Here is a 16927-nt window from a genome sequence, read left to right as displayed (position 1 = left end):
GTGCGGCGTGGGGCGGCGTTCGGGTACGCCGAAGAAACGTTTCTGCCGCGCTGGGGCCGTGACAGGGGTCAGCCGTGTCCGGGCGGCGAGGCGGGTCCTGAGGGCGCCGTCGCCGCGATCAGCCGGTTGCGGGCCCGCCCCATGAGCTCCTCGCGTTCGTCCTCGGTCAGTCCGCCCCACACTCCGTAGGGCTCTCGTACCGCCAGTGCGTGGGCCGCGCACTCGGCGCGTACCGGGCACCGCATGCAGACCTCTTTCGCGGAGGTCTCGCGGGCGCTCCGGGCGGCACCTCGTTCCCCCTCGGGGTGGAAGAACAGCGAGCTGTCGACCCCGCGGCAGGCCGCCAGCAGCTGCCAGTCCCACAGGTCGGCGTTGGGTCCGGGAAGGCGGGAGAAATCTGCCATTGCTTGTCCCCTCGAAACCATGCTGAGTCGGAAACGTCGTTGTTGTCCGTCTTTGACCGTGTTCATGACCGTACATCTACGGTGTTAGTAGATGTAAATATGACTGATTGCGAATCTAGTCACAGACACCGTGAAAAGGGAAGAAAACCCGCTAAATGGTGCATAAGTTCCTGTGAAGGTTCGGTTGACGGCTGCACAACCCGTGGCGGCTCGTCTCCGTGTCCGCGCCCTCACGTAGAGTGCCGAACCCTGTCCTCCGACCCGTAACTCTTTCGAGTGACCATCGTTGAGAGTGCGGAGGCGGTTGACACAGAAAGCGATCGGGCAGATGTCCGAGAGCGTCAACCGCACAGGTGACGACTTGTAACAGCCTGGAGGCTCAAGGTGACGCGCATCAGCTTCGGAGGGCGGTCATGACATCCGTCCTCGTCTGCGACGACTCCCCGCTTGCCCGAGAGGCGCTCCGTCGCGCGGTCGCGACCGTGCCCGGCGTCGAGCGTGTGACGACGGCGGCCAACGGCGAGGAAGTCCTCCGCCGCTGGGGTGCCGACCGTTCGGATCTGATTCTGATGGACGTACGCATGCCCGGTCTGGGAGGTGTGGAGACGGTCCGCCGGCTGCTCTCCGCCGACCCCGGGGCGAGGATCATCATGCTGACCGTCGCCGAGGACCTGGACGGGGTGGCGCTCGCGGTCGCCGCCGGGGCCCGCGGGTATCTGCACAAGGACGCCTCCCGGGCCGAGCTGCGGGCGACCGTCACCCAGGCGCTGGCCGATCCGACGTGGCGGCTGGCCCCGCGCCGGCTGCGGTCGGCCGAGATGGGCGCGGCGCCCACGCTCACGGCGCGTGAGATCCAGGTGCTCGAAGGGATGAGCCACGGCCGCTCCAACGCGGAGATCGGCCGTGAGCTGTTCCTCTCCGAGGACACGGTGAAGACGCACGCCAGGCGTCTGTTCAAGAAGCTCGGAGCCTCGGACCGGGCGCACGCCGTCGCGCTCGGCTTCCGCTGGGGCCTGGTCCGCTGAGGACCGGGCACGGCCGGCAGTCGATCCACTCCCCGTCCGCACACCGGCGGACGGGGCGACCCGGGGCCCGGCGGTTTCCCGCCCGCGGAGTCCGCCGCCCCCGCGGTATGTGACGCTTCCCGGCCGATGCCGCATCCTTGAGATGTGGAGTTCCTCGGGAACGATTCGGTCGAGCGGAAGGGGAGGGCGCAGGACATGACTTCCGGCGCACCCGCTCATAACGCTTCGGTGCACAACTACGGACGCGGTGCCGCGGATGATGCGGCACCGGGGCACCATGGTCCGATGCGCGACGACGGAACGACGGTGATCGGTGCTCTGGTGCACCGCGCCGTCGACGGCGACGCACAGGCCACCCACGACCTGCTGGCCCACGTCCACCCCCTCGCGCTGCGCTACTGCAGGTCCCGGCTGAACCGGCTGCCCGGTGATGCCCGCCACTTCGTGGAGGACCTGGCGCAGGAGGTCTGCGTCGCCGTACTGATGGCGCTGCCTCGGTACAAGGACACCGGCAGACCCTTCGAAGCCTTCGTCTTCGCCATCGCCGGCCACAAGGTGGCCGATCTCCAGCGGGCCGCGATGCGGCACCCCGGATCGACCGCGGTGCCCTCCGACGAGATGCCCGAGCGGCCGGACGATTCACTCGGGCCCGAGGAGCGGGCGCTGCTCAGCAGCGACGCGGCCTGGGCCAAGAGGCTCCTCGCCAACCTCCCGGAGAACCAGCGTGAGCTGCTCGTCCTGCGCGTCGCGGTCGGGCTGACCGCCGAGGAGACCGGGCAGCTGCTGGGTATGTCGCCGGGCGCGGTCCGGGTCGCCCAGCACCGTGCGCTGAGCCGGCTGCGGGCCCTCGCCGAGCAGTGAGCCGGAGCCCGTCGCGGCTCCCGTAGGAAGGTACAGAACCTCCGGGTGATCTTGCTCGTGGAATGAGACACGCACGGAGGCCGTTAGCATGGACATCCGCACCGATCAAGGCCATTTGGGGAAGGTGTCATGACTGCAAACGTCGACGGAGTGCCCGAGAAATTCGCGACGCTCGGGCTGACATACGACGACGTGCTGCTGCTGCCGGGCGCATCTGACGTGCTGCCCAACGCGGTCGACACCTCGTCGCTCATCTCGCGGAACGTACGCGTGAACATCCCGCTGCTGTCCGCCGCGATGGACAAGGTGACCGAGGCCCGCATGGCGATCGCCATGGCCCGTCAGGGCGGCGTCGGTGTGCTGCACCGCAATCTCTCGATCGAGGACCAGGTCAACCAGGTGGACCTGGTGAAGCGGTCCGAGTCCGGCATGGTCACGGACCCGATCACGGTCAGCCCGGACGCCACGCTCGGCGAGGCCGACGCGCTGTGCGCCAAGTTCCGCATCAGCGGCGTCCCGGTCACCGACCCGGCGGGCAAGCTGCTCGGCATCGTCACCAACCGCGACATGGCCTTCGAGTCGGACCGCTCGCGCCAGGTGCGCGAGGTCATGACGCCGATGCCGCTGGTCACCGGCCGGGTCGGCATCTCCGGCGTGGACGCCATGGAGCTGCTGCGCCGCCACAAGATCGAGAAGCTTCCGCTGGTCGACGAGTCGGGCATCCTCAAGGGCCTCATCACGGTCAAGGACTTCAAGAAGGCCGAGCAGTACCCGAACGCGGCCAAGGACGCCGAGGGCCGGCTGCTCGTCGGTGCGGCCGTGGGTGCCAGCCCGGAGGCGCTGGACCGGGCCCAGGCGCTGGCCGCGGCCGGTGTCGACTTCCTCATCGTCGACACCTCGCACGGTCACAACAGCAACGCCCTCAACTGGATGGCGAAGATCAAGTCGGCCGTCGGCGTGGACGTCATCGGCGGTAACGTCGCGACCCGCGACGGCGCCCAGGCCCTGATCGACGCCGGTGTGGACGGCGTCAAGGTGGGCGTCGGACCCGGTTCGATCTGCACCACCCGGGTGGTCGCCGGTATCGGCGTCCCGCAGGTCACCGCGATCTACGAGGCCGCGCTGGCGGCCCGCGCCGCCGGCGTCCCGGTCATCGGTGACGGCGGCCTGCAGTACTCCGGCGACATCGGCAAGGCCCTGGTGGCCGGCGCCGACGCGGTGATGCTCGGCTCGCTGCTCGCGGGCTGCGAGGAGTCCCCGGGCGAGCTGCAGTTCATCAACGGCAAGCAGTTCAAGTCGTACCGCGGCATGGGTTCGCTCGGCGCGATGCAGTCCCGCGGCCAGGGCCGCTCGTACTCGAAGGACCGGTACTTCCAGGCCGAGGTGTCCTCCGACGACAAGCTCGTCCCCGAGGGCATCGAGGGCCAGGTGCCCTACCGCGGCCCGCTGGCCAACGTCCTGCACCAGCTCGTCGGCGGGCTCCGCCAGACGATGGGCTACGTGGGCGCGGCCTCCGTCGACGAGATGGAGTCCAAGGGCCGCTTCGTCCGGATCACCTCGGCGGGTCTCAAGGAGAGCCACCCGCACGACATCCAGATGACGGTCGAGGCACCGAACTACAGCAGGAAGTAGTACAACAGCGCAGATGAGGGGCGGTCCGGGGTTCCCGGGACCGCCCCTCATCCGTGTGTCGGGGATACTGGACACGCAGACGTAGAGGGAAAGGCCACACATCGTGACTGAGATCGAGATCGGGCGCGGCAAGCGCGGCCGCCGGGCATACGCATTCGACGACATCGCCGTCGTCCCGAGCCGCCGGACCCGCGACCCGAAGGAGGTCTCGATCGCCTGGCAGATCGACGCCTACCGCTTCGAGCTGCCGTTCCTGGCCGCTCCCATGGACTCCGTGGTCTCCCCGCAGCACGCCATCCGGATCGGTGAGCTCGGCGGCCTGGGCGTGCTGAACCTGGAAGGCCTGTGGACCCGGCACGCCGACCCGCAGCCGCTGCTCGACGAGATCGCCGGGATGCCGGTCGAGTCCGCGACCCGCCGGCTCCAGGAGATCTACGCCGCCCCCATCCAGGAGGAGCTGATCGGGCAGCGCATCAAGGAGGTGCGCGACTCCGGTGTCGTCACCGCCGCCGCGCTCTCCCCGCAGCGCACCGCCCAGTTCTCCAAGGCCGTCGTCGACGCGGGCGTGGACATCTTCGTCATCCGCGGTACGACGGTCTCCGCCGAGCACGTCTCGGGCGCGGCCGAGCCGCTGAACCTGAAGCAGTTCATCTACGAGCTGGACGTCCCGGTGATCGTCGGCGGCTGCGCCACGTACACCGCCGCCCTGCACCTGATGCGCACCGGCGCGGCCGGTGTCCTGGTCGGCTTCGGCGGCGGCGCCGCGCACACCACGCGCAACGTCTTCGGCATCCAGGTCCCGATGGCGACCGCCGTCGCGGACGTGGCCGGTGCCCGCCGTGACTACATGGACGAGTCCGGCGGCCGGTACGTGCACGTGATCGCGGACGGCGGCGTCGGCTGGTCCGGCGACCTGCCGAAGGCCATCGCCTGCGGTGCGGACGCCGTGATGATGGGCTCCCCGCTGGCCCGTGCGACGGACGCGCCCGGTCGCGGCCGGCACTGGGGCATGGAGGCCGTCCACGAGGACGTGCCGCGCGGCAAGCTGGTCGACCTCGGCTCGGTCGGGACGACGGAGGAGGTCCTCACCGGTCCTTCGCACACCCCCGACGGCTCGATGAACATCTTCGGCGCGCTGCGCCGGGCGATGGCGACGACGGGCTACAGCGACCTGAAGGAGTTCCAGCGCGTCGAGGTCACGGTGGCGGACTCGCAGCACCGCCGCTGAGCGTGTCCCGCATGACCGAGGCCCTGGACCGAGGCCGCTGATCGTTGCTTCGGTCCTGCCTTTCGCCCCGCCGAGTTGTTCGGCGGGGCGAAGTGCTGTGCGGTCCAGGGCGATGCGGTTCCTCGGATTACCTCCTGACGGGTGCTCATGTCTGCGCAACGTCGGTAACGCAACGTCGGCCCTCAAGACCTTGACCAGGTCGTGAGGGCCGACGTTGCGTTACCGGGGTGGGTTCCGGCTACGAGGCCTTGCGCGCACCGCCGATGGCGCCGATCGCGCCGATCGCGAGGAAGAGGTACGTCTTGAAGTCGGCCGACTGCTTCCACGCGTCCGTGAGGTCGCCGAAGTGGTCGAAGAAGATGCTCGACGCCGACTGGTCCGCCATGTCGGACAGGATGATCGACATGCCCACGATCTGGCCGAGGTAGACCGCGCCGATCGAGAGCAGGGCGCTGACGACGGTCAGCACCGGGTTCCGGCCGCCGACCTTGCTCGCGGCGAAGCCGACGAGGAAGCCGACGCCGACGGCGATGTAGCCGACCTCGCGCTCGATCGAGCCGGCGATGAGGCCGTAGAGGAACGCCCCCACGAGCGCCGCCGCCACGGCGGCCAGCAGTCCGAGGCCCACGTTGTTGCGCGCCGGTGCCACCGGAGCGAACGGTGCGCCACCGCCGAAGGGGGCGCCGGCCGGCTGCTGGCCGCCGAACGGGTTGCCGGTCGGGGCGGCGGGCTGCTGACCCGCGTACGGGTTGCCCTGCTGCGGCTGGGCGCCGTACGGCTGGTTCGGCGGTGGTACGGGCTGGCTCATTCGGGTTCCCCCCTGGACGATGCGCACGGCTGTGCGATAAGTGACGCCGCAGGCTAGCAGCCGCGTCGGACATCGGCCCAGAAGATTCCATGGCTGGATTGTGCTCAGAGCCGGTGTGCGGCCCCGGCGGGTGTCGCGCCGCGTGTGTCGAGCAGCAGTTGGGCCTTCACGGCGAGCCCCTGGAGGTCGTACGTGCGGTGGTGCTGGAGCAGCACCGTGAGGTCGGCGCTGGAGGCCGCCTCGTACAGCGAATCGGCCCGGGGGACGGGGAGTTCGCGTACCCGCCAGTCCAGTACGTGCGGGTCGTGGTAGCCGATCTGGGCGCCCATGTCGATGAGCCGGTTGGCGATCTCGCGGGCGGGGGAGGCCTCCTGGTCGGCGAGGTCGGGCTTGTACGTGACGCCGAGCAGCAGCACCCGGGCGCCGCGCACGGACTTGCCGTGCTCGTTGAGGAGGGTGGCGCAGCGCTGGATCACGTACTGGGGCATCCGGTCGTTGATCTCTTGGGCGAGCGAGACCATGCGCAGCGGGTGGCCGGGGGTGCGGCTGCTGTACGGGAGGTAGCCGGGGTCGACCGGGGCGCCGTGGCCGCCGACGCCGGGCCCGGGACGGAAGGGCTGGAAGCCGAAGGGCTTGGTCTCGGCGCACCGGATGACGTCCCACAGGTCGACGCCGAGGTCGTGGCAGAGCACCGCCATCTCGTTGACCAGGGCGATGTTGACGTGCCGGAAGTTGGTCTCCAGGACCTTCGTCATCTCGGCCTCGCGCGGGCCTCGGGCGCGTACGACCTTGTCGGTGAGCCGGCCGTAGAAAGCGGCGGCCGATTCGGTGCAGGCGGGGGTGAGGCCGCCGATGACCTTGGGTGTGTTGGCGTAGACGTGGCTGCGGTTGCCCGGGTCGAGCCGGGTGGGCGAGTGGGCGAGGTGGAAGTCGCGTCCGCCGCGCAGCCCCGAGCCGTTCTCCAGGATGGGGAGCAGGAAGTTCTCGGTGGTGCCGGGGGGCACGGACGATTCCAGCAGCACCGTGGTGTGCGGGCGCAGCCGGGCGGCGAGGGCGCGGGCCGCCTCGCCGACGGCGCTCAGGTCCAGGGTGCGGTCGGGGCCGAGCGGGGTGGGCGCGCAGATCACGGCGGTACGGACCCGGCCCAGCTCGGCCTCGTTGGTGGTGGGGCGGAAACCCCCGGAGAGCATGCGCCGGATGTCGGACGCGGGGAGTGATCCCTCGACGGGGGTGCGGCCTGCGGAGAGCTCCGCGAAGGCCCGGGGGTCGGTGTCGTAGCCGACGGTCTGGATACCGGCTGCGACGGCGGCTTGGGCGAGGGGCAGGCCGAGGTGACCGAGTCCGATGACGGCGAGGTCTGCAGGCACGTGGGTGGCCGTCCTTCCCTAAGACCATGAAGACAGAAAGCGCAACCGCTGGGGACAGCGCAATGTCAGACTAGGCGTAAATATGACCTATATGTCGCATTGTGGGGCCGTGGTTGTCCGGGTGTTGTCCACAGGCGGTGGCTGAAGTCGCGGAGCGCGGACAGAATCGAGGGGTGGGCACGGGCGCCCGACCCCCCGGTCGGACCGCACCCCCGTGCCCGGACCACCCCGATCTACCGGGAGGCAGCAGTGAGGACAGCGACACTGGGACCCGCGGAGCGCGTCGAGGCGCTCGCAGCGATGGCCGAGCGCGAACTGGACGTGCTGGTCGTGGGGGCGGGCGTGGTCGGCGCCGGGACGGCACTCGACGCGGTCACGAGAGGGCTCTCGACCGGCCTGGTCGAGGCGCGCGACTGGGCGTCCGGCACGTCGAGCAGGTCGAGCAAGCTGATCCACGGCGGGCTGCGCTATCTGGAGATGCTCGACTTCACGCTCGTCCGGGAGGCGCTGAAGGAGCGCGGGCTGCTGCTGGAGCGCCTCGCCCCGCACCTGGTGAAGCCGGTGCCGTTCCTGTACCCCTTGCAGCACAAGGGCTGGGAGCGGCTGTACGCGGGCTCGGGCGTCGCGCTGTACGACGCGATGTCGGTGTCGTCCGGCCACGGCCGCGGGCTGCCCGTGCACCGGCACCTCTCCCGCCGCCACGCCCTGCGGGTCGCGCCGGCGCTGAAGAAGGACGCCCTGGTGGGGGCCCTGCAGTACTACGACGCCCAGATGGACGACGCCCGCTATGTGGCCACGCTGGTGCGGACCGCCGCCGGGTACGGCGCACACGTGGCGAACCGGGCCCGGGTGGTCGGCTTCCTCCGGGAGGGCGAGCGGGTCGTCGGCGTCCGGGTGGAGGACGTCGAGGCGGGCGGTGAGTACGAGGTCAGGGCCAAACAGGTGGTCAACGCCACCGGCGTCTGGACGGATGACACCCAGGCGCTGATCGGCGAGCGCGGCCAGTTCCACGTCCGGGCGTCCAAGGGCATCCACCTCGTCGTCCCGAAGGACCGCATCCACTCCTCCACCGGCCTGATCCTGCGCACCGAGAAGTCCGTGCTCTTCGTCATCCCGTGGGGCCGTCACTGGATCATCGGCACGACGGACACCGACTGGGACCTGGACAAGGCCCACCCGGCCGCGTCCAGCGCCGATATCGACTATCTGCTCGAACACGTCAATTCGGTCCTGTCCACCCCGCTGAGCAGGGACGACGTCGAGGGCGTCTACGCCGGGCTGCGCCCCCTGCTGGCCGGCGAGTCGGACGCGACCAGCAAGCTCTCCCGCGAGCACACGGTGGCGCACCCGGCCCCGGGCCTCGTCGTCGTCGCGGGCGGGAAGTACACGACGTACCGCGTGATGGCCAAGGACGCCGTCGACGAGGCGGTGCACGGCCTCGACCAGCGGGTGGCCGACTGTGTCACCGAGGACATCCCGCTGCTGGGCGCCGAGGGCTACCGCGCCCTGTGGAACGCGCGCGCCAGGATCGCCGCCCGGACCGGGCTGCACGTCGCCCGGGTGGAGCATCTGCTCAACCGGTACGGCGCGATGACCGAGGAGATCCTGGAGCTGATCGTCGCCGACCCGGTGATGGGTGAGCCGCTGCCGTCCGCCGACGACTACCTGAAGGCCGAGATCGTCTACGCGGCCTCGCACGAAGGGGCCCGTCACCTCGACGACGTACTGACCCGGCGGACCAGGATCTCCATCGAGACCTTCGACCGGGGCACGCGTTCCGCGCGGCTCTGCGCGGAGCTGATGGCCCCGGTGCTCGGCTGGGACAAGGACCAGATCGAGCGGGAGGTCACGCACTACGAGAAGCGGGTGGAGGCGGAGCGGGAGTCGCAGCGCCAGCCCGACGACCTGACGGCGGACGCGGCGCGGCTCGGAGCGCCGGACATCCAGCCCATCTGACCCCTCCGGCCCTCCGTTCCGTCCGGCCGGACCGACCCGTCCGACCCGTCCGGGCCGGCTGGTCCGGGCGGGCCGTTCAGGGGCCATGGTCCGTTCACGCCGGGCAGAACTCCGCTTCCAGGAGCGCGGGTTCGAGGGAGCCCGCGTGGGACAGGATGTCCGTGTCGATGCGGTACGTCATGATGTGGCCGCCGTCCCGGCTCGCGGTGGTACGGACGTAGCTGCCCGCTGTGCGCCCGTTGGGGCCCCGGACGGTGATCCCGCAGGCGGGCCGCTCCGGGTGGATGCCCAGGCCGTAGTCACCCTGTGCCGCAGCGGTGTTCAGCGGTGTTCAGCGGTGCGGCGAGCTGGGCAGGCGGGAGCAGCCGCCCGCCCGGCAGGGCCGCGTGGAAGCGGTTCGGGCCGGCGAACGTGGAGATCGGCTCACCGGCGGCGGAACTCTGTACCAGGACTGCTGCGGTGGGCGCCCGGCCCTGGACGGCGAGCCCCGGCAGGTAGGAGGCTGCGGGCGTGAGGTGTGGTTCGCTGGGCAGGCTGGCTGTTCCGAGGCCGGGCAGCGCCGTCACCAACAGGGTGACGAGCGGTGCCCTTGGGGCCGGAGTGTCAGGGAGTCCTCTCCTCCGGCCACATGATGGCGGAGCCGGGCCCCGGCACCAGGGCCGGTCCCGGGGTAGGGGACAATGAACGCTCTGCCAGGGCGGGTTGATCGCAGAGGGGACGCATGTCGGAGGCGGAGCAGGCACGGGAGCCCCAACGGGACAAGGACGGACGTCTCCTTGCGGGGCGCTACCGGCTCGGGGAGGTGCTCGGCCGGGGCGGTATGGGCACGGTCCACCGTGCCGTCGACGAGACGCTGGGCCGCACGGTAGCGGTCAAGGAACTGCGGTTCCCGACAGCCATCGACGACGACGAGAAGCGCCGTCTCATCACGCGTACGCTGCGCGAGGCGAAGGCGATCGCCCGGATTCGCAACAACGGCGCGGTCACGGTCTACGACGTGGTCGACGAGGACGACCGCCCGTGGATCGTCATGGAACTCATCGAGGGCAAGTCGCTGGCCGAGGCGGTGCGTGAGGACGGTGTCCTGACGCCGAGACGGGCGGCCGAGGTGGGGCTGGCCATACTCGACGTGCTGCGCTCGGCCCACCGCGAGGGCATCCTGCACCGGGACGTGAAGCCGTCCAACGTGCTGATCGCCGAGGACGGCCGGGTCGTACTGACCGACTTCGGGATCGCCCAGGTCGAGGGCGACCCCTCCGTCACCTCCACGGGCATGCTCGTCGGCGCACCCTCGTACATCTCGCCGGAGCGGGCCCGCGGGCACAAGCCGGGCCCGCCGGCCGACCTCTGGTCGCTCGGCGGACTGCTGTACGCGAGCGTCGAGGGCTGCCCGCCCTACGACAAGGGCTCCGCCATCGCGACCCTGACCGCGGTGATGACCGAACCGCTCGACCCGCCGAAGAACGCGGGCCCGCTGGAAGAGGTCATCTACGGGCTGCTCGCCCGGGACCCCGAGCAGCGGCTCGACGACGCCGGTGCACGTGCCCTGCTCAACGACGTGATCAACGCACCCGAGCAGTCGGACGTCCCGGTGCCCCCGGCCGACGCCACCCAGGTGATGGCGCTGCCCAAGGTGCCCGCACCCGCGAAGCCGGCGTCGAAGAGCGGTGAACCGGGCGAGGGCACCCGCGACCGGCTGCGGGGCGCGCTGCGCTCCGCGCGGAACGCGAAGGCGGCGCCCGCCGCGTCAGCGTCCGCTGCGGCCGTGCCGGCCCGGCCCGCCCAGGCCCCCTCGGCGTCCGCCGCCTCCGCGGCCGTACCGCCGCCGCGTCCGGCCGGCTCTCCGGGCGCCCCGCCCAAGGCCTCGCTCACGGACGTGGTGCCGCGCCGCACCCTGGCGATCATCGCGGCCGTCATCGTGCTCGCCGTGCTCGGCACGGTCCTCGCCCTCACGCTGGGCGGCGACGACACGGGTACGGACAACGCGGGCAAGGGCAAGGACGGCCCCTCGGCCTCGGCCGGCGCCTCGACGGCGGGCGCCTCCGCCGGCACCGCCGGTACCGAACAGGGCGGCAGCGGCAAGGACCAGGGCAAGGGCCAGGACGGGAACGACGGCCAGGGCCAGGACAAGGGCAAGGACGACTCCGGCAAGGGGTCGGACGGTTCGGACGACTCCGGCGACGCGGACGGCAAGGGCGCGCTGCCCGCCGGGTACAAGCCGGTCACCGACAAGCGGTTCCACTTCGCCATGGCGATGCCCGAGGGATTCGAGCGCAATTCGATCGCGGGCAGCAACTCCGGCGGCATCTACAACATCGACAAGGGCTTCCCGCGCGTCCAGGTCGACTACAACAGCTCGCCGGGCGACGACGCGGCCGCCGCCTGGAACTCGCTGAAGGGCGCGGTTGCCGGCAGCAGCAGCGGGTACCAGCACCTGAGCATCAAGAAGGTCGAGTACAACGGGTACCCGACCGTCGCGGACTGGCAGTTCGAGCGCAACGAACACGGCCAGCGCAGCCGGGTACTGAACCGAGGCTTCAAGGTCGACGCGAAGCGCGGCTACTCGATCATGATCAGCTGCAAGGCCGACGAGTGGGACGGCAAGGCGTGCAAGACGCTGCGTGAGACGGCGTTCGGCACGTTCAAGCCGCTCGGCTGAGGACGGCTGCGGGGCGGGTTGCGCCGACCCTGCCGCGCGACCGCCCGTTGCCACGTATTGTGAGAGTCCGGAGACCGTACGCAGCCGAAACCACATGTCAATTGCACGTTAAGTGACCGCAATTGGTGGTTTCGGTGCGGTCTGCGTGACCGGGGGACAGCGCGCTCTGGGGAGGCGTCGTGGACGACTACGCGGGTCGGGTACTTGCCGACCGCTACCGCCTTCCGCTGCCCCCGTCCGATGCGTACGAACTGGTGGAAACCCGGGCGTTCGATACCTATAGCGGACAGGAAGTCCTGGTCCGGCAGGTGCCGTTACCGGAAGTCGTGGACGCGGAGGTGCTCGACGCCGACGGCCTGCCCGCACCGGCCCGGCGGCCCGGCGGGCGCACGGTGCGGCGGTCCACCGATCCGGCGGTCCGGCGCGCCATCGAGGCCGCCCAGGCGGCGGCCCAGGTCCCCGACCACCCGAGGCTCGACCAGGTCTTCGACGTGTTCGCCGAGGCGGGATCGCTCTGGATAGTGAGTGAACTGGTCGCGGCCCGGCCGCTCGCGGCGCTCCTCGCCGAGCGCCCGCTCAACCCGTACCGCGCCGCGGAGATCGGCTCCGACGTCCTCACCGCGCTGCGCGTCCTGCACGCCCACGGCTGGACCCATCGCAACATCACCGTGCGTACCGTGCTCATCTGCGACGACGGACGCGTCGTGCTGACCGGCCTGGCGGCCGGGGCGGCGGAGGAGGCCCTCTGCGGCTACGTCCCGGTGCCGCGCCCGGACGAAGCCGGCGAGGACGGGGAGTACGGCGGCCCCGCCGTGGAGTCGGGCCCCACCGGCCCCTACGTCCCGCCGATGGCCGAACCGGGTCCGGGGCCCGACGACCACGACCACGACCACGAGCCCTACGCGCTGCCGGTGGCCGGGCCCCGGTCCGGGTACGAGCCCGAGTACGGAAGCGGGCGCGAGCCGGAGCCCGGGTACCCGTCCGAGCCGGAGCACGCCTCCGAGACCGAGTACGCAGCCGAGGCCGAGGCCGAGGCCGAGTACGAGTACGAGGCCGAGTACCAGCAGGGCTACGCGTCCGGCCCCGGCAGCCCCCGCGGCGCCGCTGAGCTGGAGTCCGTACGCCCTGCGCCGCCGCAGCCCGTCCCCGCGTCCGAGCCCGGCAGCGCCGCCCAGGCGCGTGCCGCGCGTGCGGGCGCCATCGCCGCGTACCGGGCGGGGGCCCGCGCCGCCGCCGCCCGCGTCAGCGAGGAGGAGCGCCGCGCCGATGCGGACGAGGCGTGGGACACCGGCGTCCTGCCGCCCCAGCGCGACGCCGGTTCGGGGACGCCGGGCGACCCGGACCGGATGCCCGACCCGCTGGACCCCCAGGCCTACGACTACGCGTACGGCAGCGACGCCGACCCGTACGACGACGAGGACGAGGACGACGAGTACGGCGATGACGACGACGGCGGCCAGGTCCCGCCCCGGCGGCTGCATCTGACCGGTTCCTGGGACGACGGGCCGGGCGCCGGACGCCCGGTCCCGGCCGGCGGCTCCAGCGAGGACGCCCTGCGGGCCGACTCCCGGCGCCAGGGCGCCACCCCGGCCGTCGTCCGCCGCGAGCCCTCCGTCGCCGGGACCGGGGGGACCGGGGAGGCCGCCCCGGGCCGCTGGGACGAGATCGTCGCGAGGGACCGCGACACCCCCGCCTACCGGGGCCCCGCCACCACCCTCGCCGCCGAACGCGCGCGGCAGGCCCGGATCGCCGTCGTCGGCGCCGTCACCGAGCGCTGGGCGCCCGAACAGGCCGGACCGGTCCACGAGAACTGGCAGCTGGCACCGCCCATCGGCCCCTCCACCGACCTCTGGGCGCTGGGCGCGCTGCTCTACCGCGCCGTCCAGGGCCACGCCCCCTACCCCGAGGAGAACGCCGCCGAGCTCGTCCAGATGGTCTGCGGTGAGCCGCCGGCCTTCGCGGAGGAGTGCGGCGCGCTGCGCCCCGTCGTCGAGTCGCTGCTGCGGCAGGACCCGACCGAACGGCCGGACTTCGAGGAGCTGCGCGGCTGGCTGCGCTCCCTCGTGCGGTCGGCGCCCGAGCCGGAGGCCGGTCTCGACGTGGTGCCGCTGCCGTCCGTGGACGAGACCCGGCTGCCCGTCGTACGCCGCCGGGGCGAACTCGTCCGCAAGCGGCGCGGCCGTCGGGGCGGGGCGGCGCACGGCCGCCACCGCCAGGGCAGGGGACGCGTCGAGGCGGAGCCGGTACGCGCGGAACCGCGCGAGCCCCGGGCCGTCAGGCCGCCGCGCGAGCCGAAGGGCCCCAAGGCGCTGCGCACCCCGCCGCGCCCGCAGCAGGGCGGGCAGCGCGCGCCGCGACGGCTCGGCCGGCTGCTGCTCGTGCTGATCCTGCTGGTGCTGGTCGCGGCGATCGTGTACGCCGTGATGTTCATGCCCAAGTCCGGTTCGGAGTCGGGCGCGGGCGCCAGTCCCTCCCGTACCGCGACCGGGCCGGCCGATCCGGGCTCCGCCCGCCCGAGCGGCTCCGGCGGGTCTTCCTCCCCGTCGAAGCCTCCCGCGAAGTCCCCCGCGAAGCAGAAGCCGCAGACCAGCCGGTCCGCGGTCGCGCTCCCGTCCGGCTACGTCCTGCGCAAGGACGACGAGGGCTTCGAGGTCGGCGTGCCCAAGGGCTGGCAGCGCAGCCCCGCCAACACGGAGCGTCAGGTCCACTACGGCAGCGACGGCTTCACCCTGCTGATCGTCCCCGGCCGCGACACCGTCAAGACGAACGGCGCCGACCCGCTCGATTACCAGCGCGACAAGGAACCCGAGTTGAAACCCTTCCGGGACTCCAGCTGGTCCACCGCGAGCGGACTGCGCCGGATCGACGTCGGCCGACAGTCCATGGCGGAGGGGCAGTTCACCTGGCAGGACAGCTCAGGCCGGGAGGTGTACGTACGCAACCTCGCGATGATAGTCAAGGGCCGGTACCACCTCATTCAGGTCATCGGCCCGGAGAACCAGCGTGACAAGGTCTCGGACATCTACCAACAGGCCATCGCCTCTTACCGCGTGACGCCCTGATACCTCAGGGGACCCCAGAGCGACAGGACGACGCGACAAGCATCACAGTGCGATCTCGTGGGCGGTGCGAGGTTCCGTGGCCGCACCTCTCATCCGTAACCTGTCATCCGAAGGAACGGGGCAGGGATACGTGGATCGATCACAGGGCACGGATGCGGGACTGTTGCTGGCCGGGCGATACCGGCTCGGTGAAGTCCTCGGGCGCGGCGGCATGGGCAAGGTCTGGAGAGCCCACGACGAGGTGCTGCACCGCACCGTCGCCGTCAAGGAGCTGACCGCCGGGCTGTACGTCGCGGAGGCGGACCGGGTGGTGCTGCACGCCCGTACGCAGAAGGAGGCCCGCGCCGCCGCCCGCATCACGCATCCGGGCGTGGTCACGGTTCACGACGTCATCGAGTACGACAACCGGCCGTGGATCGTCATGCAGTACGTCGACGGCCCGTCACTCGCCGACGCCGCCAAGGAATCCGGCGAGCTGGTCCCGCGCGAGGCCGCCAGGATCGGCCTGCACGTGCTGGGCGCGTTGCGCGCCGCACACAGCGCCGGGGTGCTGCACCGTGACGTGAAGCCGGGCAACGTCCTGCTCGCCCGGGACGGCCGGGTGCTGCTCACCGACTTCGGGATAGCCGCGATAGAGGGCGACTCGACCATCACCAGGACCGGCGAACTGGTCGGGTCCATCGACTACCTGGCGCCCGAGCGGGTCCGCGGGGGCGACCCCGGTCCCGCGTCCGACCTGTGGTCGCTGGGTGCCACGCTGTACACGGCGGTCGAGGGCAGATCGCCGTTCCGGCGCACCTCTCCGATATCCACCATGCAGGCCGTCGTCGCGGAGGATCCCCCGGACCCGGTCCGGGCCGGGCCGCTGGCCCCCGTCATCACCGCGCTGCTCCGCAAGGAGCCGGAGGACCGGCCGTCGGCCGCGGAGACGGAACGGATGCTGCTCGAGGCCATGGAGGGGCGCCAGCCCCGGGCGGCCCAGGCGTACGTCCCGACGCAGCAGGTGCCGGAGGAGGTCCTGCGCGCGATGGGCTCCGGCGCCACCTCAGGGGGCACGGCACAGCTGCCCCACCCCGGTGGCACGGCCCAGCTGCCCTACCCCGGCGGCACCGCCCCGCAGCCGCACCCCGGCGCCGTCCCGCCCGCCGGGCCCGCCCCGGCGGCGGCCCGGCCCGGTCGCGGCCGGTGGCGCACGGCGCTGCTCGTCCTCGCCCTGGCGGCGCTGCTCGGCGTCGGCGCGGGAGTCGCCGCGATGAAGTACCGGGACCACCCGGAGAGCAGCGCCGCGAGCGGCGGCACCGGGGACCCGGGCGGGAGCTCGCCGGACCCGGCTCCCCACAAGTCCTCGCCCGACGCCTCCGGCAAGCCCGGTCCGAAGCCCGATCCGACGCTCAAGGGCGTACCGGCCGGCTGGAAGCGGGTCCACGACCCGGAGGGGTTCAGCCTCCTCGTGCCGCAGGGCTGGGAGCGCCGGACGAACGGCACGAACATCGACTACACCCCGGACAACGGCAAGCGCTACCTCCGCATCAGCATCGACCAGCAGCCCGACTTCGAGACCTCCTACCAGCACATGCAGAACCTGGAGCCGGGGCTGCGCAAGCGGCTGCCGCAGTACCGGGGCCTGGTGCTGCGCGACAACGTCTACCGTGACCACCCCGGATCGCTCTGGGAGTTCACCTGGACCGAGAACAGCGGCGAGCAGCGGCACGCCATCGACCAGATGTACTACGCGGACGACGGCGGGCCGGAGTACGCGCTGTACATGACCGGGCCGGCGGCGGACTGGGACACCACCCGGGAGCAGTTCGACACGATGCTGCGCGGCTGGCGCGCACCGGGGGACACCGGCTGACGCCGTCACTCCCAGGAAGTACGAGCGCGGCCGGCATAGCGCGAGCCCGGGAAGATAGCCCCTGATCAGC

General features: G+C 71.7%; 12 protein-coding genes. 8 read left to right on the top strand and 4 right to left on the bottom strand.

The features are described 5' to 3' along the window. Positions 1 to 68: 68 nt before the first annotated feature. Positions 69 to 404, bottom strand: coding sequence for a WhiB family transcriptional regulator (locus tag EDD93_RS05645; protein ID WP_123524134.1), 336 nt, complete (start codon positions 402 to 404; stop codon positions 69 to 71). Between the two features lie 413 nt (positions 405 to 817). On the opposite strand from EDD93_RS05645, the gene EDD93_RS05640 reads away from it, so the two are divergent. From EDD93_RS05640 to EDD93_RS05625, 4 genes are all read left to right on the top strand, one after another. Next, complete coding sequence (locus tag EDD93_RS05640) at positions 818 to 1429, top strand: response regulator transcription factor (RefSeq protein WP_003948568.1); 612 nt, start codon at positions 818 to 820, stop codon at positions 1427 to 1429. Positions 1430 to 1714: 285 nt separating this feature from the next. Continuing rightward, positions 1715 to 2290, top strand: coding sequence for a sigma-70 family RNA polymerase sigma factor (locus tag EDD93_RS05635; RefSeq protein ID WP_123524133.1), 576 nt, complete (start codon positions 1715 to 1717; stop codon positions 2288 to 2290). 129 nt (positions 2291 to 2419) lie between these two features. Further along, positions 2420 to 3922, top strand: a complete 1503-nt coding sequence (gene guaB, locus EDD93_RS05630) for an IMP dehydrogenase (RefSeq protein ID WP_123524132.1) — start codon at positions 2420 to 2422, stop codon at positions 3920 to 3922. Between the two features lie 103 nt (positions 3923 to 4025). After that, on the top strand, positions 4026 to 5150 hold the full coding sequence (locus EDD93_RS05625) for a GuaB3 family IMP dehydrogenase-related protein (RefSeq protein ID WP_123524131.1): 1125 nt from the start codon (positions 4026 to 4028) through the stop codon (positions 5148 to 5150). 238 nt (positions 5151 to 5388) lie between these two features. Here EDD93_RS05625 and EDD93_RS05620 read toward each other — a convergent pair whose 3' ends face one another. Next, positions 5389 to 5958 carry a hypothetical protein gene (locus EDD93_RS05620; protein WP_123524130.1) on the bottom strand — a complete coding sequence of 190 codons (570 nt, stop codon included), beginning with the start codon at positions 5956 to 5958 and terminating at the stop codon, positions 5389 to 5391. Positions 5959 to 6062: 104 nt separating this feature from the next. Beyond that, entirely contained in the window at positions 6063 to 7325 is a 1263-nt protein-coding gene (locus EDD93_RS05615) for a nucleotide sugar dehydrogenase (RefSeq protein ID WP_123524129.1), read from the bottom strand. 249 nt (positions 7326 to 7574) lie between these two features. Between EDD93_RS05615 and EDD93_RS05610 the strand changes: the two genes are divergently transcribed. Further along, complete coding sequence (locus tag EDD93_RS05610) at positions 7575 to 9281, top strand: glycerol-3-phosphate dehydrogenase/oxidase (RefSeq protein WP_123524128.1); 1707 nt, start codon at positions 7575 to 7577, stop codon at positions 9279 to 9281. Between the two features lie 299 nt (positions 9282 to 9580). Here the strand turns inward: EDD93_RS05610 and EDD93_RS05605 are convergent, their stop codons facing one another. Next, on the bottom strand, positions 9581 to 9847 hold the full coding sequence (locus EDD93_RS05605) for a hypothetical protein (protein ID WP_148083838.1): 267 nt from the start codon (positions 9845 to 9847) through the stop codon (positions 9581 to 9583). Positions 9848 to 10002: 155 nt separating this feature from the next. Between EDD93_RS05605 and EDD93_RS05600 the strand changes: the two genes are divergently transcribed. From EDD93_RS05600 to EDD93_RS05590, 3 genes are all read left to right on the top strand, one after another. Further along, the gene (locus tag EDD93_RS05600; protein ID WP_123524126.1) at positions 10003 to 11940 is read left to right on the top strand and encodes a serine/threonine-protein kinase; all 1938 of its coding nucleotides are present in this window, start codon (positions 10003 to 10005) and stop codon (positions 11938 to 11940) included. A gap of 179 nt (positions 11941 to 12119) precedes the next feature. Beyond that, positions 12120 to 15002 (top strand): protein kinase, encoded by a 2883-nt coding sequence (locus EDD93_RS05595; RefSeq protein WP_123524125.1) that lies wholly within the window; start codon positions 12120 to 12122, stop codon positions 15000 to 15002. Positions 15003 to 15132: 130 nt separating this feature from the next. After that, on the top strand, positions 15133 to 16857 hold the full coding sequence (locus tag EDD93_RS05590) for a serine/threonine-protein kinase (RefSeq protein WP_185092219.1): 1725 nt from the start codon (positions 15133 to 15135) through the stop codon (positions 16855 to 16857). Positions 16858 to 16927 lie beyond the last annotated feature (70 nt).

It is taken from the genome of Streptomyces sp. 840.1 (genome assembly GCF_003751445.1).
Classification (GTDB): Bacteria; Actinomycetota; Actinomycetes; order Streptomycetales; family Streptomycetaceae; genus Streptomyces.
This window is presented reverse-complemented; position numbering and strand designations above follow the sequence as displayed.